Below are 22,146 nucleotides of genomic sequence, written 5' to 3' on the forward strand. Positions count from 1 at the left end.
TTTATTAATCTTAAACTGAGTTTTTGACACTAAAATTTATTATTTAGTAGATTTAATTCCTTTAGCAACTCTGGCTACTCTTTTGGCAAGTCTGCCTGCCATTTTCAGGTCGCCCTCTGTTGGCTGCATACTGCCATCACTGCCGGCAACTGTAGATGGACCATATGGTGAACCACCATGGAAATCATCTGCACTTAATTCCGGGTTCTGTCCATAAGTTGAACCTACAAAGATCATGCCAAAGTGAATAAGTGGTATCATGGAGCTTAAAATAGTACTTTCCTGACCACCATGAAGTGTATTAGAACTGCTCATAATACCGGTTGCTTTATCTTCCAACTTACCTTCTGCCCAGAGTCCACCAGCAGTATCAATAAACTGCTTAACCTGAGCCGGCATATTACCAAATCTAGTTGGAATACCCCAGACAATACCATCTGCCCATTCCAGATCTGCTAAAGTAACTTCTGCTACATCTGATTGAACTTCCTGTGCCTGAAGATAAGGATCCTGACCGGACATTGCCTTTTTAGCTGCTTCCAGTTCCGGAATTTTGCGCAGCTTTACTTGATAATCATTGTTTTCTGCTGCAGCATCTCGAGCTGCCTTTGCCATCTGATACATGTGTCCATAAGAACTGTAATATGTGATTAATAATTTAGTCATTAATAATACCTCCCCAAAAATATCTTGCTTAATTTTAAGTAAAATGATTCATTTTCATTGGTTCCAGATTCGATTCATTAGTTCCATATCCGAGCTTTTTACTCCGGATTCAGCTCAAAAAAATTTATATTAATTATCCCCATTTAACCGGGGATAATAAATTAACTATTTATCCTTCCGGGTATTAATTCCCAAAAGTTTGTACAGCATGCAGTTACCTGACAATCCCGTGTAGAGAGGGATGATTCCCAAAATACCAAAATATCTGGCGTTTCCTTCGACAAAGAAAAACATCGACAGCAGAACAATACCGATTATTATCCTGATCCACTTATCAGTTTGACCAACGTTTTTCATTATTTTTCCCCCTTCATTTTTAGATTCAAATTTCGAAATTTTAATAGTTATTTTTATTTACTAATTATAAATTAACATCTAAGCTGAAAACTTTCTGTATCATTGATTACATATTAAGAATTAAATTGAGTGCAATTCGATTTATTTAAACCAATGGTTATTAATTTTTATCAGAAAGTTTCTGCCAGCTGCAGAATTTAGCTTCCAGCAGATCAATTCCTTTAAATAAGAAATAACCAAGCAGGCTGACTGCAATTATACCGCTGTACATTTTTAGGTAATTAACCATCGACCAGCTGTTCATTATATAATAGCCAATTCCATATCTAACTGCAAAATTTTCCGCAAAAAATAAGACCGCAATACTGGTTCCAATAGTGATTCTTAAAGCTGTAAGTATCCCCGGAAAAACAGCCGGAAGCACCAGATGTTGATAAATATCAAGTCTGTCCATTCCCAGGGAGCGGGCAGAAGCAAAATATTTGCTGTCAATACTGCGCACTCCATCTCGAGTGGTAACTATTATCTGAAAAATCACTATTACAATCAGCAAAATTATTTTGGAGAGATCTCCCAGCCCAAACAAAAGCATAAAGACCGGCAGAAAAGCAATTTTGGGAATTGGATACAAAAGATAAATTAGAGGAGCCAGATATCTATCAATTTTAGGATGCATCCCTGTCAGCAGACCAATGCTGACACCAAAAATCAGTGACACCAATACCGCAGCTGTAATCCGATAAAAACTCATTAGGAGATGAGGCAGGATTTCGCTGCTGAAATTTGCAGAAAAGACTTTAATAACTGCTGTCGGAGAGCTGATAATTGCTGAATCAATGCTAAAATAAAGTAAATACCAGACAGCCACAATTAACAGCAGTGCATATAAGCTGTCAAATTTCTGTTTTTTCATCTTTATCCTCTCCTTCAGCCTCTAAAGACATTAAATTCCTCAGCTTTTTCTGCAGCTCAAAAAATTCTTCTTTTTCCCGCAGAGCTTTTTCTCCAAAATGAGGGTTTTCCAGGACTGCTGCAATTTTCCCTTTTTTGATTACTGCAATTTTGTGGCCTAAAAAAGCAGCTTCTGCAATATCATGGGTTACCAGCACATAAGTAAAGTTTTCCCGGGCGTGAATTTCCAGAATCAAATTCTGCATTTCTTCTCTGGTCAGGGCGTCCAGAGCAGAAAAAGGTTCATCCATTAATAATAAGTCCGGAGCCAGAACAAGGGAGCGGCCGACAGCTACCCGCTGCTTCTGGCCGCCGCTTAATTCTGCCGGATATTTATCTTTAAGCTCAGATATTTTAAGCCGCTTCAAAGCTGAATTAACCTTTTCTTTGATTTCCCCACCGGCAGCTCCTCTAATTTTGAGGCCTAGAGCCAGATTATTATAAACAGTTTTCCAGGGGAAAAGTCCATAATCCTGGAGAATAACCCCACTTCTATCTCGAATTCCGGTTAAAAGCTGAGAGTTAATTTTAATTGTTCCCTGATCCGCCTGTTCAAGTCCTGCCAGCAGATAAAGCAGTGTAGTCTTACCACAGCCGGAAGGACCGATTACGGCAAGACTCTCTCCTTTTTTTACCTCTAAATTTATATTTTTTAAAACCTTTTCTTTTTGATAAGCAAAATCTAATTCTTTTACCTCAATCATTGACTGCTGTACTTCCCTTCTATAACCTGATTATAATCGATGTCAATCTGACTGCCATCGGTTTTTTCTATCCACTCGATAACTCGATTTAAATATGCTTCGGTCGGGACTCTGCTTAAGTGGTATTCCGGCATTGCAATTAAATCTTTGATCGCCATCGGTAAATCTAATTTATTAATTAAAATTTCTCTGGCTTCAGAATCATCCTGCTGAATTTCTTCAACCGCTCTATCATAGGCTCTGTGGAAGGCTGCAACTGCTTCATCTTTTTCTGTAAGTGTTTTTTCGGTAAAAATCATCGCTTCCGGCATAAAGTCATATTCATTTTTATATACTCTTTTTTCTAATCCAGCGAGTTCTGCTGTAGAAGCAAGGGGCTCAGGAATTACTGCCATCTCCAGCTGTCCGGATTTAACCATCTCCAGACGAGCGGGAATCGCAGGCACAAAAACTTTACTCAATTTATACTGCTCTCCCAGAAACTGCTCTGATAAAAAATTGGAGACACTAACTTCCATCATTCCGATCTTAACCTCTTCTTTTTCTTCAAAATCCTTACTGACTAAAATAGGAAAGCTGCCGTCAGTACTGGTAGTTATCTTAACCGGAAAACCGTTATTAACATTATTAACAAAAGCAATCAAATCAGTCATTGCTCCATCAAGTTTATTGGTCTGGAGAGCAGTCTGTCTGTTCACTGCATTTGTGTAAACACCAATCTGGATCTTCAGATTTTCTTCGGCAAAATATCCCTTTTCCTGGGCCAGCAAAATTGGGGCTGAATCTACAGCCGGCATAATTCCGATTTCCAGTGTCATATCAGATGCCGCGACACTCCCTGCTAAAAAGACAAGTGAAAATATTAACATTAGTAGTGATAAAAAGACTTTTTTCTCTTTCATTTTATAATTCCTCCTAAAATATTCTTACTAATTATAATCTTTATAGTTAATTATATAGCTTTTCACTCAACTTTTAAAGTAATATTTGATATATTTTAGGTACCAGGTACAAAAAAGCTTTTTTGTACCTGGTTAAAGTTATTTTTTTCACTATGTTCTGGTGCTGTAGTTTATTTTGCATTTTCCCCATAAATATGAAACAATGTATATGTTAAAAAAGTAACGAAAGGAAGTTTTGAATTGAAAAAAATTAGATTTTTAAAAGAAATTTGGAAGGCTTCACGTCCGCTTTCTTTAACTCTGGCCTTATATTCTACTACTCTGGGAATGGCTGTCGCCCACCTGGAAGGAACTTTGCTCAGCGGCGACTTAGGATTTGATCTAAAACTAATAATTTTGGTCACCCTGGCCGGTCTTTTTGTACAGACAGGTACCAATTTTATCAATGATTATTTTGAATGTGAGTATAAGAATCTCCATTTTAAAAAAGGAAAAAAATATTCTTTTCTCGGTAAAAAAAGAAAAGCTTTTGATATCCTGATTTTTCTGCTGGGAATGCTCTCTTTTCTAATTACAGCTTTACTAGGACTTTATATAATCTCAATCACCACCAGAAAATTAATTTTGGTTGGAGTTTTAGGCATTATCGGTGGTTATGCCTATACTGGAGAGCCAATTGTATATAAAAAGCGGGGATTAGGGACTCCCCTTTCTTTTCTGCTGATGGGACCATTAATGGTTATGGGAACCCATCTTGCTTTTAGCCAGCATTATTCCTGGCGACCGATAATCCTGGGTCTGCCGATCAGTCTTTTAATCCCGGTTTTAATGCTGAGCAATGAGCTGAGAGACTTTGAGCGGGATAAATCACTGGGCATCAAAACTTTAACTGTCCGGATCGGTTTTAAAAAAAGCAAAATGCTCTATCTATCTCTTTTGAGCAGTTCCTATCTTTTAACAATTCTTTTTGTTGGCTTAAATCTTTATCCAGCTGCCACACTTCTGTCACTGCTGACTCTGCCGCTTGCTGTTAAAGCTTATCAAAATGTGGCCAAAGCAGAGAAAAAAGGAGTTCCTGTAACCAATCAGCTTCATTTAACCTTTGGTCTAATCCAGCTGCTGGCATTGTTTCTCTTTTAGGTACCAGGTACAAAAAGGCCTTTTTGTACCTGGTTTAAAAGAAATATTTCACTATAACCTGGTACTTAAAAATTTACACTCTGATCTGATACTTTTCTTCCAGAAAATCTAAGATTGCTCTGGCTGAAGGTGGACAGCCTTTAACAAAGCTGTCAGCTCCACTGCAGCAGCTTCCGATTCCAATTCCGGAGATTTTCTCTCCCTGATAACCCTGACCGATTTTGATCTTTCCGGCAATTTTATCCAGCTGACCTGTTTTCTCTATTCTTTTTAAAGCATGGATCAGACTCCCATAGCAGGCTGAACAGGCATCTTTTACTTTAACTTTGGCTGCCAGCTTTTTAATTTTGCGGGAAGAATATTCAATTACTGCTGCTCGATCCTGATTTAGCTCAATTATCTCTGCCCCTGATAAATCTTTACTGCCTACTCCAATTTGAGCTGCTATTTCTATATACTCGACTTCTGCCGTGGAATAGCCCAGCAGTTCAGCTGCATAGCTGTCTACTAGAACAGGATCCTGAGCGGCAATAATTCTATTCATTTTAACCGGATTTCCACCTTCTTCAAAATCGAGGTCCCCGTAAATTCCATCTACAATAATCAAATCCTGTTTTAATAGCTTATTTAAATAGGCAATTGGCTGCTGCAGCCCCTGGCGGTGGAACTTCCTTTTTTCAGAATCGGAAATACAGCCTTTAAGATTTTTAAGGGCACAGGTGATATTGGTCTGACAGTGGCCCTTCAGGACCGGCAGATTGATTAAATAGTCAGCCTGAAGTGCTTTCTCAGCTATCTCAATTTCCAGCCCCTGATAGGACTTTTTGATAAAATTATCATTTTTTAAGTTATATAATGAAATCTCATAGTCCCGGGCCAGCTTCTGATAACCGCAAACCTCAAAAGCATTATTCGTGTCTGCTCCCACCCAGGAACCCTCAATAATCATTAAATTATTTAAACCCCTGGCCTGCAGATATTCAATCACTCCCTTTACAATTTCTGGATCAGTTGTAGCTCCTTTTTCTGATTTTGTAGCATTAACTAAATTTGGCTTTAGGGCAATCAGATCATCTGGCTGCAGCTCCGCTTCAATTTTTAGTTTCTGCAGCAGTTCTTTGACCATTACTTTACCCTGATCACCATAATTTATAAAAATTTGATTTTTTTCCATCAGAATCACCTTCTCATTTTTTTGCTACCGGGTACTTAGAAATTTTTTTCAAAATCATTTTCTAATAGGAACTCCAGATCTGTTTTTGAGTTTCGATTTTTTCCTTTTTCTGAAAAGATTCTTCGATCATTAAAGCTAAATATTGATCCTGAGAAGCTTCGGCTAATGAATAAAAACTGTCTCCTGTCTCTAAAAAATCTTTCATTTTGACTAAAGCTTCAGCTACAGCAATCTCATCATCGGAAAATCGTGCGGGAAGAAATGGATTTTGATAAAGCCACTCTTCACCACAGGTTATTCCCTTTAGATAAAAACCTTCCAGATTCTGATTAATTCCAGCTTCTACTCTTTTTAACTCTAATTCAATTGGAGTCTGATAGTCTTTTAAATATTTTAAAGTTGAATTTTTTATTTCACCTTCACTGCCTCTAATCAAAATCTCCTGGGATCTAATCCAGGACCGATGCTGATCCCGCTCAAAATCATAGACTCCCAATTTGCCATCAAAATCTAAAAATGCAAACTCATGCCTTTTGCTGACAATTTCCCTTTTCCCGGGCGCTCCAGAACGATCAGGTCCTTTTACTATCGGTTTTTCAAAACTTCTGGCTTCAATTTCTGCATTTTCAAATTCAATTCCCAGAGCCTTACGCAGCAGACTTACTGCATGATAGCCGTGGCTGATTGAAACTCGAGCATAATTAACTTCTCCCAGGCGTCCGGAATTAACAAGTTTAAAAATAGCCTGATGTAATGGCTGGAGATGATACTGTTCGGCAATCTGAATCGGATAATCTTCCCCCAGTTTTTTATTCAACTTAATCAGTTCTGACAAATTGGCTGCCGGTGGAGTCTCTGCTAAAATTGGAATCCCGGATTCTGCCAGCTGCAAAATCACTTCAGCAGCTGCCTCTTTACTGATAGAAAGCACTACAAAATCTGGCTTCTCATTTGCAAGTAGTTCTTCAGCTGATTGATAGGCCCTAAGTCCCCACTTATTTCTAATCTCTTCTCGTTTACTGGTTCTACTGCTGACAACACCTAAGACTTCAAACTGTTCTGGCAGGGCTCTGGCAATTCTCAAGAAAAATTCAGCCCGCCAGCCAATTCCGATAACTGCAAAATTTATTTTTGGTACCGGGTACTTAGAATTTTTTTCCATTATTATTTTCCTCCAGAAATTCTTCTAATAAAGCTAAACCTTTTTTTAACACCGGTTCACTGCCGGCAAAACCAATTCTTAAAAATCCTTCTCTACCAAAAGCAGTACCGGGTACTACCAGAACACCTTTTTCTTTAAATAATTTTTTGGCAAAGCTTTCAGAATCCAAATCCAGTCGGTATTTTAAAAAGGCAGTAGTCCCTCCATTTGGCTTAACATATTCAATTAATTCCTGACTCTGTACCCAGTCATCCAGAATCTGCAGCTGTTTTTTTACTTTGGCGAGGTTTCTCTTTATAATTTTATCCTTATTCTCCAGGGCAATTGTAGAAAGATAGTCAGATATCATACCATTAGAAATAGTTGTGTAATCCCTGTGCAGCTGACAGAGCTCAATTATCTCCTCCGGGCCAGCAATCCAGCCCATCCTCAGTCCGGCCAGCGAAAAGACTTTGGACATACTGCCCACACTGATTCCCTTTTCGTAAAGATCAGCTATTGAGGGAATTTCTGCTTCCAGATTAAAGCCCCGATATACCTCATCAGCCAGAATATAGGCATCAGCCGCTCTAGCTATTTCTACTATCTCTTCTAAGATCTCCCTCTTCATTACTACTCCAGAGGGATTATTAGGATTGTTGATTGCAATCAGCTTTGTTTTTTGATTGACCAGCGATTTTAATTTTTCTAAATCCGGCAAAAAGCCATCTTCATATTTTAAGTCCAGCTTTTTAACCTCAGCTCCAAAAGATTCAGGAATGGAATAAAGCTGCTGGTAAGTGGGAAAAACAGAAACAACTTCATCTCCAGCCTCGACCAGAGAGTATAACAGAAGAAAGTTGGCTCCAATTGCTCCATGTGATGGTAAAATATTTTCCGGCTTCACACTCTCATAGAGACTGCTAACTCCTGCTTTAAATTCTTTTGAACCTTTGATATCTCCATAGGTAAGCTGCAGCTTTTTAATTTCTTCCAGCCTGGCAGCCGGGTCATCACTAAAATTTAATAATTCTTCTACTGTCAGTGATTCGACACAGGTTTCTGCAATATTGTATTCAGCATCCATCTCATACTCGTTCATCCACTCTTCTACTTTAAATGGTGCTATTTTCATTTTTGGCCTCCAATTTTACTTATTTGTGAATTGTTTCTTTTGTACCAGGTACAAATAAGCTTATTTGTACCTGGTACCTAACGTTATTCTATCAGAAAAAATAGAAAAACTCTACCGGATTGCAATCCAGTAAAGTCTTTCTGATAAGGGAAGTACAATTTATATTTTTCTAGTTGAGTCTCTAATAACAAGCTTGGTAGGAAAGATGAAGAATTTTTCTTTAGGACTTAAAGTTTTTCCTGTTATTTTCTTCATCAGAATTTCAGCAGCCTTTTCTCCCATTTTACTTACGGGTATATTTACTGTAGTTAAAGATGGGTTATAAAAATTTGCCATCTTGATATTATCAATTCCTACAACTGATATCTCCTCTGGAACTTTAACATCTTTAGCAATTAAGGCCTGAATTACACCAATCGCCATCTCATCATTTAAACAGACTACAGCCTCTGGCTTCTCATCTCTGGCAGCTATTTTCTCGCCAGCTGCATAGCCACCTTCCATTTTTAAGTAATCATAATAAATATTTTTCTCTTTAATCTCTAAACCCTGGTTTTTTAAAGCACTTTTAACTCCACTTAATCTTTCTACACTCTGACCAATAAAACCCAAATTTTTATGTCCCAGAGAAATTAAATAGTCAGCAGCCTGATACGCTGCATGATAAATATCACTTTTTACAATTGGTATTAGATCGTGATTTAAACCATCACGATCAACATAAACTACTGGTATATTTTCTTTAACTAATTTAATTATCAAGTCATTATGTTCTGCCATTAAATCTCCAGCACAGGCAAAAATTGCACCATCAACCTGACCGGAGCGAAACATATTGATATATCTCAATTCTTCTTCACTCTGATAATCAGTACTGCATAAAATAACATTAAAGTCCTGACTGCGAACATAATCCTTAATTGACTGAGCCAGTTCTGCAAAAAAGGGATTAACTACCTCCGGAATTACCAGCCCAATAGTTTTAGTTGACTTTTTGACTAAAGCCCGGGCTCTCGCATTGGGTACATAGTTAAGTTCTTCTGCAATTTTTTTGATGCGATTTTTAGTATCCTTATTTACTTTATTGCTGCCATTTAGAGCAAGTGAGACTGTTGCTAAAGAAACACCTGCTTTTTTGGCAATATCATTTAAAGTTACAGCCATATAATCGCCCTCTTTTAAAACGTTTAAGTTCATTTTCATTCCATATCATTTCTTTGGTACCAGGTACAAAACAGCTGTTTTGTACCTGGTACTTATATATCAGATCTTAATAATCTATTCCTTTAAACTTAATCTGGAATTCAAACTCTTTTACTTTCAGCGCATATTTCTCTAAGGCTTTCGGTCCACAGGAAGTACTTCCCAGACCTCTATTTTGATGAATTAATTCCAGATAAATTTCATCTCTATAGGGAAGTTCACAGTCGTGATCTGCCAGTTCCAGATCTTTTTTGCTGTAACAGTGAGCAGTAAAATCAAATTTATTGGAATTATAGAATTCAATTCCGGCTCCAACTCTGTTTTTTAGCCGCAGCCATTTAGTCTCAGATCGATTGCCATTATCCTGAGGATAGACATAAGGTGTATGCAGTTCTCCTATATTTTTAGTAAAGAAATCAACATAAGCTGCTCTTTTACTATCCGGATATGATTCTCCCGGTCCTTTACCAAACCAGCTAAGCTGCTCTAAATCCTGACTTAACTCCAGTTCTAGAGCAATTCTTGGTAGTGAATGCTCTTTTTGATCTGCAAATCCACCGGCAGCTGTGACTTCAATTTCCCCATTATTGTAAATCTTATATTCAAGACTTGCTCTGATAATTAAATCCTTAGCTGCTGGAGCAAGTGTATATTTACTTTTAATTAGTATATAGCTGGATTTAACTTCTGCAACTTTAAGCAGTTCCAGCCGCTGTCTTAACTGATCAATACCTTCTTCTTTCCAGGCAGCTGTATAATTATAGGTGACTTCTGTATTATCATTGTCTATTGGCGCTCTCCAGAAACTAAGTTCAGGTCCTTTTTCGATAATTCTTTTGCCTCTATAATTATAATCACTGAGCTGACCACCGGCTTTATTAAAGTAAATCTTAAAATCACGGCCCTCAATTTTTAAATAGAGATCACTTTCCTGGATAGTTAACTCCTTATTTTGTGAATGATTTTCAGCTGGATGATAGAGACGGTCAAAAATAAATGGTAATTTGAACTGTCTAAATGTAATCTCATGTCCGGGTTCTGCCCAGTTTTTCTTATTTTTTAATTTAATCCTGAAATTAAGATAACTGTCAGCCGGTAGATTAGCTTCGATTTCTCTCCCTTTTTCTTCAATCAGAAGCTCCAGATTATCAAGTTGAAGGCCCCGGACTCCAAATTCTTTAACTTCTCCTGCTTTTAACTCAAAATCCAGACTGCCGCTTTCGATTACTCTGCCGGCAGTTTTAACTTCCCAGTTCAGCAGATAATCTGAGCTGTCTATAAAGTCAAATTGATTTTCTATTGTTACTTTAGCCTCTTTAAAATTAAAGTCTTTAATCTTAAATGGTGCCATCACATACTTATATTCTGTTAAACCGGGAGAAGGAGTACGGTCTGGAAATACAAGCCCATTAATATTAAAGTTTTTATCATGAGGCTCTTCTCCAAAGTCTCCACCATAGGTATAGCAGATCTTTCCCTCGGCGTTCTCAACTGCAATTCCCTGATCCAGCCAGTCCCAGATAAATCCTCCCTGAGCTGAAGGGTGCTCATAAAAAACATCCCAGTATTCTTTAAGTTCACCCGGACCATTACCCATTGCATGAGCGTATTCGCAGAGAATAACCGGCTTTTCCTGTTTTTTAGCAAGTTCTGCAGTCTGCTCGATTGTGGGATACATTGGTCCAATAATATCAACAACTTCCTGCTGGCGGTCACCCTCATAATGGATAGGACGAGTTGGATCAAGTCTGCGGGTCAGCTCCGTCATTTTGCGGTGATTGTCACCAAAACCTGATTCATTACCTAAAGACCAGATTATTATGGAAGGATGGTTTTTATAATGCTCGACCATTCTATCCATCCGATCCACAAAAGCAGCTGTCCACTCTCTGGAATCTGCCAGCTCATCCCAGCGGCCAACCGGTTCCATACCGTGACATTCTATGTCTGTTTCTGCCAGTACATAGAGTCCATACTTATCACAGAGCTCGTAAAAATAGGGGTGATTTGGATAATGGGCTGTCCGAACAGCATTGATATTATGCTGTTTCATCAGCAGTACATCTTTTTCCATCTGGGCTCTGCTGACAGTCCGTCCCAGCTCTGGATCAAAATCATGTCTGTTGACTCCTCTGATCATTACTGCCTCTCCATTAACCAGCAGCTGGGCATCTTTAATTTCAACGGTTCTAAAAGCAGCTTTCTGTCTGATCGTCTGTATTGTTTCTCCTTCTGGATCTAAAAGTTCAACCTCCAGCTGATAAAGATAAGGATTTTCTGCTGACCAGGGTCTTGGTTCTGCTATCTCTAACTCAGTTTTAAATTTTTTGAGCCTGGTCTTTTTTAAAGCCGGCAGCTCGAGTATCTTTTCGACTGCCTTAACTCCCTGATCATAAAGGCTAATTTTTATTTTACCTCCCTCTGGAATAAATTCCTGATAGGAAAGCACCTCAAAATCACAGTTAAGAATTCCAATTTCCTGGTTTCTTTTAAATTCACTTTCGATTTTAAAATCTTCAATCTGAAAAAAAGGCTGAGAATAGAGATAAACATCCCGGAAAATTCCGCTCAACCACCACATATCCTGATCCTCTAAGTAGCTTCCATCTGACCACTTAATAACTTTAACCGCCACTATATTGGTGCCACCATAATTTAAATGTTTAGTTAAATCAAACTCTGCTGCCAGTCTGCTTCCCTGGCTGTAACCAATATATTCCCCATTCAACCAGAGATAAAAGGCCGAATCAACTCCTTCAAAACGAATAAGATTCTGTTCACCTTCTCGATCCGGACTCAGATAAAATTTACGACGATAAAGGCCGGCCGGATTTTCTGATGGTACCTTAGGTGGTTCTACGGGAAATGGATAATTTACATTGGTATAATGTGGTCTATCATAACCCTGAAGCTGCCAGTTAGAAGGGACAGTAATTGTATCCCAATCGACAGTAGAAAAATCTTTTCTGTAAAAGTCCTGCTGATATGTATTATGGTTTGAGAGATACTTAAAATCCCATTCTCCATTTAATGATTGAAAATTATAGTCTTTTAATGTCTGCTGGTCTAAAAAGAAAATACGATTTGCATGAGGTAGACGCTTATTAACTGCAAAAATTGTTGGATCTTCCCATTCTTTCATTTAACTCACCTCTTCTAAGATTTTTTCAACAGAGTCAGAGCCGGGAAAAATCTATTTTAAGCTCCGCTCTGTCTTAATTTATTTCTGTTCCGATAATTTTCTCACCTATAAATCACGATAAATATCAAGTATTTCTTCAATCTCCTCCAGGCTGACCTGATCTGCAGCAAAGAAATGCAGTCTATAAATCGGCCAGGGCTTAAAAAATCCTGCTTCTTCAATCTGCTCAGAGCTTAAAACCTCTGTCACAGCTTTTTTACCCAGCGGATCTGCAAGCCAGTCTTCCAGAGGGGTCTCAGCCGTTAAAGCTTTTAACCGCTGTCTGCTTTCAACCTGAATTTCTTCTGTAAATTTAATGTCACGGGAAGAAGCTCCAATCATAATTTTAAATTGATCAGCTTCTACAATCCAGCCTGCATCCGGATGATAATATGCTAAATCTTGATGATCAACTTCCAGCTCCAGCCATTGTTTTTCCCCTGCATCTAATTCGATTTTGCCGAAGGCTTTAAGTTCTTTTGGAGGCCGGTCCAGACCCGGATTATTCTGAGAAATATATAGTTGAACAATTTCTTTCCCTTTAAAAAGACCTGTATTTTCGATGAGAACTTTTACTTTCAATTTTTCTCCAGCTTCCAGGTGATCAGGGGCTTCCAGAGCTCGATAGGCAAATTCTGTATAAGAAAGTCCGTAGCCAAAAGGAAAAAGCAGCTCCTGATTTTTCTTGTCATAATAACGATAACCGATATAAATACCTTCACCATAGCGAACAGTTCCACTGCTGCCCGGAAAATTGAGGTAGGAGGGATTATCTTCCAGCTGCAGGGGATAGCTCTCTGCCAGTTTTGCCGAGGGATTAACCTCACCGGCAATAATATCTGCCAGGGCTAAAGCTCCTGCCTGTCCCGGTAAACCGGCTTCAATAACTGCAGAAACATTATCAATCCATTCCCGCAGATCAACAGCTGACCCATTATTTAAAACAACAATGATATTGGGATTAGCTGCCGCTATTTCTTTAATCAGCTGGTTCTGTGCTTCCGGCAGCTGCATATCATCCCGGTCATAACCTTCTGCCTCTACTTTGTCCGGTAAGCCGGCATAAATAATTACATAATCTTTATTTTCTGCCTCTCTTAAAGCTTTTTCTTTTAAATTTTCATTTTCTTCTCTCTCTGCTTCAGAACTGTAGCCTGGAGTATAATGCAGCTTTAATTGCTCGGAAAACTTGTCTTCTAAAGCCTGGTAATGAGTATCCAGTCTGGTGGGATTAACCTGAGAACTCCCGATCCCCTGATAGCGAACTTCCTCTGCCAGCTCTCCGACAACCAGCAGTGATTCTTTTTCCTCCAGTTTTGCTTCAGTCAGGGGTAACAAATCACCCTGGTTTTTAAGCAGAATAATAGTCTCAGCTGCCACCTCTCTGGCTAACTGATGGTGTTCAGCAGCCGGAAGCTCATTTTTTTCTTTTGTAGTTGACTGAGCTTTTAAAATAAGATCTAAAATTCTGGTCACTGACTCATCAACTTTCTCCTCTGCCAGCTCTCCCGCTTCAACTGCTTCTACAATTTTTTGGTCATTTACCGGATCCGGCCCGGGCATCTCAAGATCAAGCCCTGCCTTTAAGGCTTTTACTCTATTATGAACAGCCCACCAGTCAGAAACAATTAAATTATCATGTCCCCACTCATCTCTTAAAATATCTTTGAGCAGATACTCGTTTTCTGTCGCAAAATCGCCATTGATCTGATTATAGGCGGCCATTATTGTCCAGGGATTAGCCTCCTTAACTACCTTTTCGAAGGCAGCCAGATAAATTTCTCTTAAGGGTCTTTCATCTATCTGAGCATCAATAGAAAAACGCTTGTATTCCTGATTGTTTGCCGTATAGTGTTTGAGTGAAGTACCAATTCCATTTTTCTGAACAGTCCTGATAAATTTTACTGCCAGCCGGGCACTTAAAAATGGATCTTCCGAAAAATATTCAAAATTTCTACCCCCAAGTGGTGAACGCTTGATGTTAATTCCAGGACCTAAGAGTACATCAACTCCCAGTGCTTTAGCTTCTTCTGCCAGGGCTGCTGCAACTTTTTCGATAATAGCCAGATCCCAGCTTGCTGCCAGATTAACCGCAGTCGGAAAACAGGTAGCTTTTTTAGCCGGATCAGCATGATGACGGTCAGCAACATAGCGGACTCCATGTGGTCCGTCAACCAGAAAAATCGAGGGAATATCAAGCCGCTCAACCGCTTCTGTCTGCCAGAAGTCTCCACCGGAAAGTAAGGACGCTTTTTCTTTTAAAGTTAGTTCTTTTAGAATTTTATCTATATTTTTTTCCATTTTTACACTCCTTCCTCTGATCACTACTCAATTAATCGTAATATTTTTTCGAAAGCGCTTTTAATCACTAATCTTATTATATGATATTTTTAACTTTTTATCATCTTTTGAGAGTCCTAATTATTAATTAATCAGTTTCCTTAATTAAATTATTACTATCTGATTAGATAATTAAAGCTCCAGCCTATTTTACTCTGCAGCTGAAGCCATAATTCTTAGCCTTTTAAAGCACCCATTGTAATACCTGAAATAATATATTTCTGGAAATATAAGAAAATAATTATCAGAGGCACAGTTGACATTGTTGCAGCTGCCATAATGTGATGTAGAGGTATTCCAAACTGCTGGCCCTGCAGCTGAGCAATAGCCACCGGAACAGTATACATAATTGTTTTGTTGGTGACAATTAAAGGCCAGAAAAATAGGTTATAATTGTTCATAAAATAAATTGTTCCCAGTGCTGCCACTGCCGGTTTGATAACAGGTAAAATAATCTGAAAGAAAATCCTGAATTCTCCACAGCCATCTATCCGGGCTGCTTCGATTAAATCATCCGGAATTCCGTCAATATACTGTTTGAGCATAAAGAGTCCAAAACCCTGAGCAGCAAATGGCAAAATCAGTGCCGGATAGGAGTTAATCCAGCCAACCTGGGCCATTAAAATATATAATGGAATTGCCAGCACCTGCATCGGAATCATCATCGTTGATAAAATTAGAGCAAAAAATAATTTTCTCCCCGGAGCTTCCCTGTATTTTGAGAGAGCATAACCACCTGTTGCCGAAATAAAGACTCCAAAAAAAGTATACATAAAGGCAACAAAAAATGAATTAAAGAGGTTTCTGCCGTAAGGTAAAGTGTCAAACACATCTACATAATTATTCCACATTATGCTATCCGGAAATAAACCGGGAGGATAGGCTGAGATTTCAGCCAGCGTTTTAAAGGACGAAGAAATCATCCAGAAAAAAGGGAATAAAGAGATGATAACTCCTGTGATCAGTAAAATATAAAACACAATTGTTGTTATATTATCTTTTTTAAACATTACTTAAATTCCCTCCTCGCCAGAACCAATTTTAATCTGAAAATATGAAGCTACAAAAATAATAGCAAATAATACATAGGATAAAGCTGAAGCATAGCCCATTCTAAACTGCTGAAAACCAGAATTATATAAATACTGGACAACAGATAAAGAAGACTGCATTGGTCCTCCACCGGTCATAATGTAGGGCTCGGTAAAGATCTGGAAGGAGCCAATTGTTGATAAGATAAAAGTAAATAGTATAATTGGACGCATCATGGGAACCGTAATATAGAAAAATTTCTGTAAGGTGCTTCCCCCATCTATCTCTGCGGCTTCATATAAATCTTCAGGTATGTTCTGCAGCCCGGCCAGCATAATAATTGTATTGTAACCAACCCAGCGCCAGGTAAGCACGATCACTATTGAAATTTTAGACCAGGTAGTACTTGTCAAAAATCTTATTTTGTCAAAGCCAATACTTTCAATAAAAAAGTTAACCAGACCAAAACTTCCATCTAATAAAATTGTAAAAATAACGCCGACTACAACTGTAGAAGTAACAAAAGGCATAAAATAACCGACTCTAAAATATTTTAAAAATTTAACCTCTTTTTTATTAAGCATAACTGCTAAAATCAGGGCAAAACCCAAAATTAAAGGTGTGCTTGTCAGCCACATAAAAGTAGTATTATATAAGGCAGTGTGGAAAGTTGAATCGGTCAGTATCCGGCTGTAATTTTTTAATCCAGTAAAAGTAGCCTCCCCCAGACCTCCCCAACGATGTAAACTCATATAAAAAGAAAAAAGAATTGGAAATAGCATAAAGACAGAAAAAAATAAAAGAAAAGGTACTAAAAAATAATAAAAATGCCGATTCTCCTTCATCTCCTGCCAGGTATCTTTAATTTTCAATGATTATTCACCATCCTTTTAATAAAGCAGGGCCAAATTGACCCTGCTCTATAATTACTTATTTATCTTCAATCTGTTATCTAGTTATTCCATTAAATCTTCAATTGAGTCTTGTGCTTCTTCCAATCCTTTTTCCAGACTTACATTATCAGTTAAAATTCTGGTTAACTGCAGGTTAACTGGAGCACCTTCAGCACCAAAAGCCTGGGTAGAATAAGGAGTGGCATTCCAGGTAGCTAACTCTTTCTCACTGATTTCTGCAAGTTTGTTCCATACCTGCTGTCCACCAAAGAACTCTACTTCTTTGTTAAATGCTTCTGATTCGAAGATAGGTCTATAAGCGGGCATTACTCCAGCATCCTGGAATAAGAATTCTGTACCTTCTTCAGTAGCTAATACATATTTAGCAAAGTCAACAGCAAGTTCTACATTTTCTGAATTTGAAGGAACAACCATTGCTGTTCCACCCATTGAACCTGTTGCTTTAGGAGTGAAGTTAGGAGCCTGCATAACTCTCCAGTTACCTGAAGTTTCAGGTGCGATTTCGGTAATATTACCAATAAACCAGCCACCTGCAAGTATAGTTGCTACATCACCATTCTGAATAGCAGCATTCCAGGGAGTTGTCCATGGAGTTGCTTCTAATCCAATACCCGAGTCTGTAATTTCCTGCATAACTTCTATAACTTTATAGTTGATAGAAAGCTTATCTACAATTGGATCACCCTGTTTGTCAAAGAAGTTACCTCCTGCTGCTCTTAAAGCAGGTTCAAAGTTCCAGTTTCCTAACTCATAGTGAGTTGTAGGCCAGGGCAGCATTTTAGTTCCTGTCTCTTCCATAATTGTTTTACCAGCTTCAATATAGTCTTCCCAGGTTTCAATACTTTCTGGATCTACTCCAGCTTCTTCGAAAATATCTTTCCGATAAAACATTGTGTAAGGACCAATATCTGCAGGAATACCATATGTGGTATCTTTGTATCTCGCCCCTGCATAAGCTGCTGCTGTAAACTGATCAGCCATTGGATCAACATATTCGGAAATATCTGTCAGTCCACCGAGTTCAGCAAAACTGGCAATATGTGTACCTAAGTTTACAGTTGCTAGATCTGGTCCACCACTACCAGCTGACATTGCAGCCTGCAGTCTTGGAACCATATCTCCCCAACCAATCAATTCAATATTAATTGTGTGCTCAGGATTGTCTTCTTCATAGCGATCAGCAAGTTTTTCTAAGGTGTCAGGATATACTCCCCAGCCCCAGACAGTTATTTCTTCTGCAGCTGCACCCATTGTCAGTGATAAAGCAAAAATCAACGTTAAAGTTATTACTAAAGTTTTTTTCAAAATAATTCCCTCCTGATATTTTTATTTTTTTCAAATCAACAGACTCAGTAGAGCTAGACTTCACCTCCCCTTAAAAGGATATAATTCAAACGTTTTAATAATATTAAATTTTTCTTATTTAAGACCTTTTAAAAGGTTTTAAATAAGTTTAAAAAAATATCTTACAAATATAGTTTAGCATAAATTATTAGACTTTTCAATAATATTCTCAAAATTATGATTAAGAGATAATAAAACCTCTTAAAAATTAGGTAAGTAACCCTAATACTCTAAGAGGTTTTATAAGGGAGGCTAAAATTTATTGATTGGGATATGGTTGTTTTTCTCTGCTGGGTCCATCAACTTTAAGTTTTCCAGCTTCAAAATAGGCACGATCAAGATTAACATTTCTGTTACCACCCGGAAAATCCGGATAGGTGTGAGTATGATAAACTATATACAGTCTTTCTCCATTTTTAGAGTGGATAAAACTATTGTGACCCGGGCCAGAAATTCCTCGATCCAGATCTTTTTCCAGAATCGGATTTTCAGCTGCCTTAGTCCAGGGTCCCAGAGGATTATCAGCGGTCGCATAACCAATCGAGTAATCTGAAGAACTGTAAACATTGGCCGAATATGTCAGATAATATTTGTTTTTATGTTTTAATACATAGGGTCCTTCATTCCACTGCCAGTCATTTTCAAGTCCTTCCCATTCCTGACTGGGTTCTAAGATTTTTTTAGGCTCACCTTTAAGTGATTTAAAATCATCACTCATCTTCTGGACATAAATCTGACTCATATGGATACCATCTACAATATTTTCCGAGCAATCTTTAACATAATATAGATATTTCTTGTCATCCTCAATAAATATATGTCCATCAATAAATGACATCTCCCTCTCAAAAAGTGGTGCCGCTATATTGATAAATGGTCCCAGAGGATTATCGGCTTTTGCTACTGCAATTTTAAGGTGGCCATCCCTATCTCTGGCACTATAAGTCATATAAAACTGCTCATTATATTCAATGACTTCCGGAGCCCAAAAATCTCCCTCACCCCAGCGGTTTTCAGGATTGGAAGAATCAAGAGCAAGCCCCTTTTCTTCCCAGTCAACTAAATCATTTGACTCCCAGACCTTAAAACCTAGCCCGGGCATCGAGGTAGCATAAAGATAATAAGTATCATCAACCAGAATAACAAAAGGATCTCCAATGTCAGTTATATCTCCAACCGGATTTGTATATTTCATTTCTTCCGCTCCCCCCGGATTAACTATTAAGATTAGAATTAGTATTGTTAATAAGAATATCTTTTTAATCATGCTGACCAGCCGCAGCTAAATCTCTGACCAGGGAATCAAATAAGAAATCAGCCTGAACTTTATTCCCATAATTCTCAATTACTTTGAAAGTGTTGACCAGGATTTTCCCCTGCCCGGACTCGATTTCAACCAGTGAAAGTGCAAAATCACCAAGCCAGCCCTTAAAAACACCGGCCTTAACATTATAACTGCCGAGATCAGAAATGTTCTTTAGATAATATTCGGGATAAATGAAATCAAGCTCCCAGTCAGTAATTCTATTAAAGGGGAGTCCCGGATAATCTGCTGCAGCAAAAAAGTTAAAAGAAGCAGCTTTATCCCAGCTTTCCCCGGCTGGCTGGTTAATGAAGTTTAAATGATTTTTCTCTGCTATTTCTGAACCCGCCTCTGCCAGAAATAATAGTCTGGCTCCCTTTTTAACGGCTTCTTTTATTTCCTGATCCAGATAATCACTAACTATTAAGCCCTGCTTTCCGGGGCTTGCTTCACTTCTTAATTTATAGCCCCTCTTAACTAAATTATCTCTAAATTCCGGCTTCTTAACTCTTAAATCAAGCTCAATTTTATTTCTTAACTTTTCCGATTTCTGCAGGCCGGGATATAATCTGATTTCTGCCTTATCCAGAACAGGCTTTTCGTTTTTTCCATTTAAATACAATTTTAATTTAAGCTCTCTGCTTTGAGCTTTATTAACTTCGACCAGCTCAATTAATTTTTCCCCCAATTTGAGTTGAGAACTGCCACTAACGTTGATTTCACCGACTTTTATTTCTCTGCCTTTATCAATTTGATAGAATAATTCTCCCTCAATTTTAGTTAAAGTATTATTGATAATCAGTGGTTCAATTCTCAATTTTTCTCCTGCATAAAGATTTCTTTTTTTAAGATTGAGACTGAGCAAAACTGCCTGGTTATAACTCAGTTCATAATCAAAGTTGGGTTTTTCTTCTCTAAAGAAATCTAAAAAACCATTTGTTTCCCACTCAATATCACTCAATTCTGTAACAACATATCCACCAATTTCTTCTCTTTTTCTTATTTCTTCAATTAAAAATTTCATCCCTTCTGACTCTCTTTTTTGTGTTGCCAGAGCCAGATCATCAAGGCTGGAAAAGATTTTATCAAGTTGATATTTTTCGAAATTAATTTCTGCTGTAACAGGGACTTTAAATTCTTCGTCAAATAATTTAGAACTATTATTATACCACTGCGGTATTTTTTGGTAACGATCTTTAATTTTAGAAGGTTCGGGCAGCCCCCACATTCCAAATTCGGAAAGCACTTTGATTTCATCATTGTGATACTCAGGGTTAACATAATTTTTTTCAGGATTTCCAACCACATAATTATCCAGATCATCCTGCCAGCTTGAAGCATCTTCGGGCACAGCAAAATAGCGGTGGATATCATTAATATCGGTTTTTACATGAGCCCAGCCAGAGTTATCACAGATCGGACGAGTTGGATCTAACTTTTTCGCATAATCGTAAAATTCAGCCAACCACTGCTGTTTTGCTTCATCCTCTGCCAGATCCCATTCTAATCCCCACTCTTCATTATAAATACTCCAGATAATAATTGAAGGATGCTTTTTATCCCTTTTTATCATTTCCGTATATTCATCTTTAAATAAATTTCGGGCTTCTTTTGTCCACTTTGCATAATTAGGTGGTTCTTCCCAGATTAAAAGTCCCATTCTATCTGCTGCCTCTAAATAGTCGGGGTCTGCAATTTTTATATGTTTTCGCAGCAGATTAAAGCCAAGTTCTTTAACCTTTTTTATTTCTGCTTCAATCTGCTCATAATTATCCAGTTTATAGCGAGAGTGAGTCCAGAACGCCTGATCAAGTGCTCCTCTAATATATAGCGGCTGATCATTTAAATAAAACTTATCCCCTCTAATTTCAATTTTCCTGAAGGCAAAATAATCTCTGTGCTGATCTATTATTTTGGCTCCTTCTTTTAAAGTAATCTTGAAATCATATAAAGATGGAGATTCTGGTGACCAGCTCTGGATTTCCTCGAGTTGAAATTTCAGATCATCTTTTAAAGCAAAAGTCTTTTCTCTAATTTTATTAGATTTATTTTCAGGTGAAAAGATTTCGACTTCCAACATTGGGCTCTGCAGCTCTGTCAAATTATCTACTTCTGCTTTAAATTTCACAATTTTTTGCTTATAATCTGTCTGATATTCTACATTTTTTATAAAAGATTGCGGTGCTTCTATCAGCTCAACATCCTGCCAGATTCCACTGACCCGGCTGTACCAGCTCCCCTGTTTCCCATGGGGTATCTCATCATTATCCTCGGGGTCATGGACTTTTAAGTGGATCATATTTTGCCCAGTTAATAAATCATCTGTCAGCTCAAAGCTAAAAGGAGTATAGCCACCGGTATGAGAACCAATATAGCTGCCATTACAATAAAGCTCTGCCTGATAATCTACTGCTTTAAATTCGATAAAATATCTTTTGTTTTCTTCTTTTTCTAATTTGAAATTCTTATTATACCAGGCATAACCACAGTAGCTATAGAGCTCCTGACTGTAGCTCTGCCAGGCTGCAGGTACAGTTGCTTTTTTTGATTTGAATTGATGGGAGTACCATTCTTCTTGCTCCCCAACATTATTTTTATCTTTTTTGAAAAACCATTCTCCATTTAAATTTATTATATTTTTTTTCATTATTAAACCTCC

General features: G+C 37.9%; 17 protein-coding genes. 1 reads left to right on the forward strand and 16 read right to left on the reverse strand.

Annotation, left to right across the window (positions count from 1 at the left end):
• Positions 1-39 precede the first annotated feature (39 nt).
• The 5 genes from wrbA to C7958_RS01385 all read right to left on the reverse strand — a co-directional run bounded on the left by wrbA (position 40) and on the right by C7958_RS01385 (position 3,580).
• Positions 40-666, reverse strand: coding sequence for an NAD(P)H:quinone oxidoreductase (gene wrbA, locus C7958_RS01365; protein ID WP_111570866.1), 627 nt, complete (start codon positions 664-666; stop codon positions 40-42).
• Between the two features lie 165 nt (positions 667-831).
• Positions 832-1,023 carry a YgaP family membrane protein gene (locus C7958_RS01370; protein WP_111570867.1) on the reverse strand — a complete coding sequence of 64 codons (192 nt, stop codon included), beginning with the start codon at positions 1,021-1,023 and terminating at the stop codon, positions 832-834.
• A gap of 160 nt (positions 1,024-1,183) precedes the next feature.
• Positions 1,184-1,936 (reverse strand): ABC transporter permease, encoded by a 753-nt coding sequence (locus C7958_RS01375; RefSeq protein ID WP_111570868.1) that lies wholly within the window; start codon positions 1,934-1,936, stop codon positions 1,184-1,186.
• Positions 1,917-2,678: an ABC transporter ATP-binding protein gene (locus C7958_RS01380; RefSeq protein WP_111570869.1), complete on the reverse strand. Its 762-nt coding sequence runs from the start codon at positions 2,676-2,678 to the stop codon at positions 1,917-1,919. Before C7958_RS01380 ends, C7958_RS01375 begins: the two co-directional genes overlap by 20 nt.
• On the reverse strand, positions 2,675-3,580 hold the full coding sequence (locus C7958_RS01385) for an ABC transporter substrate-binding protein (protein ID WP_111570870.1): 906 nt from the start codon (positions 3,578-3,580) through the stop codon (positions 2,675-2,677). Before C7958_RS01385 ends, C7958_RS01380 begins: the two co-directional genes overlap by 4 nt.
• Positions 3,581-3,820: 240 nt before the next feature.
• On the opposite strand from C7958_RS01385, the gene C7958_RS01390 reads away from it, so the two are divergent.
• The gene (locus C7958_RS01390) at positions 3,821-4,720 is read left to right on the forward strand and encodes a prenyltransferase (RefSeq protein WP_208320718.1); all 900 of its coding nucleotides are present in this window, start codon (positions 3,821-3,823) and stop codon (positions 4,718-4,720) included.
• Positions 4,721-4,793: 73 nt separating this feature from the next.
• Here C7958_RS01390 and C7958_RS01395 read toward each other — a convergent pair whose 3' ends face one another.
• The 11 genes from C7958_RS01395 to C7958_RS01445 all read right to left on the reverse strand — a co-directional run bounded on the left by C7958_RS01395 (position 4,794) and on the right by C7958_RS01445 (position 22,134).
• Positions 4,794-5,894 (reverse strand): DUF362 domain-containing protein, encoded by a 1,101-nt coding sequence (locus tag C7958_RS01395; RefSeq protein WP_111570871.1) that lies wholly within the window; start codon positions 5,892-5,894, stop codon positions 4,794-4,796.
• A gap of 61 nt (positions 5,895-5,955) precedes the next feature.
• Positions 5,956-7,056 carry a Gfo/Idh/MocA family protein gene (locus tag C7958_RS01400; protein ID WP_111570872.1) on the reverse strand — a complete coding sequence of 367 codons (1,101 nt, stop codon included), beginning with the start codon at positions 7,054-7,056 and terminating at the stop codon, positions 5,956-5,958.
• The gene (locus C7958_RS01405) at positions 7,040-8,170 is read right to left on the reverse strand and encodes an aminotransferase (RefSeq protein WP_111570873.1); all 1,131 of its coding nucleotides are present in this window, start codon (positions 8,168-8,170) and stop codon (positions 7,040-7,042) included. The genes C7958_RS01400 and C7958_RS01405 overlap by 17 nt, the downstream gene beginning before the upstream one ends.
• Positions 8,171-8,329: 159 nt before the next feature.
• Complete coding sequence (locus C7958_RS01410; RefSeq protein WP_111570874.1) at positions 8,330-9,334, reverse strand: LacI family DNA-binding transcriptional regulator; 1,005 nt, start codon at positions 9,332-9,334, stop codon at positions 8,330-8,332.
• Between the two features lie 106 nt (positions 9,335-9,440).
• On the reverse strand, positions 9,441-12,515 hold the full coding sequence (locus tag C7958_RS01415; RefSeq protein ID WP_111570875.1) for a glycoside hydrolase family 2 TIM barrel-domain containing protein: 3,075 nt from the start codon (positions 12,513-12,515) through the stop codon (positions 9,441-9,443).
• 105 nt (positions 12,516-12,620) lie between these two features.
• Positions 12,621-14,855 (reverse strand): beta-glucosidase, encoded by a 2,235-nt coding sequence (locus C7958_RS01420; RefSeq protein ID WP_111570876.1) that lies wholly within the window; start codon positions 14,853-14,855, stop codon positions 12,621-12,623.
• A gap of 215 nt (positions 14,856-15,070) precedes the next feature.
• A complete protein-coding gene (locus C7958_RS01425; RefSeq protein WP_111570877.1) occupies positions 15,071-15,904 on the reverse strand; it encodes a carbohydrate ABC transporter permease in 834 nt (277 codons plus the stop codon).
• A gap of 3 nt (positions 15,905-15,907) precedes the next feature.
• Positions 15,908-16,798 (reverse strand): carbohydrate ABC transporter permease, encoded by an 891-nt coding sequence (locus tag C7958_RS01430; protein WP_111570878.1) that lies wholly within the window; start codon positions 16,796-16,798, stop codon positions 15,908-15,910.
• Positions 16,799-16,882: 84 nt separating this feature from the next.
• On the reverse strand, positions 16,883-18,145 hold the full coding sequence (locus C7958_RS01435) for an ABC transporter substrate-binding protein (RefSeq protein WP_111570879.1): 1,263 nt from the start codon (positions 18,143-18,145) through the stop codon (positions 16,883-16,885).
• A gap of 298 nt (positions 18,146-18,443) precedes the next feature.
• Complete coding sequence (locus tag C7958_RS01440) at positions 18,444-19,379, reverse strand: glycoside hydrolase family 43 protein (protein ID WP_111570928.1); 936 nt, start codon at positions 19,377-19,379, stop codon at positions 18,444-18,446.
• A gap of 64 nt (positions 19,380-19,443) precedes the next feature.
• Positions 19,444-22,134: a glycoside hydrolase family 2 protein gene (locus C7958_RS01445; RefSeq protein ID WP_111570880.1), complete on the reverse strand. Its 2,691-nt coding sequence runs from the start codon at positions 22,132-22,134 to the stop codon at positions 19,444-19,446.
• Between the last annotated feature and the right edge of the window lie 12 nt (positions 22,135-22,146).

It is taken from the genome of Halanaerobium saccharolyticum (assembly GCF_003259895.1).
Classification (GTDB): domain Bacteria; phylum Bacillota; class Halanaerobiia; order Halanaerobiales; family Halanaerobiaceae; genus Halanaerobium; species Halanaerobium saccharolyticum_A.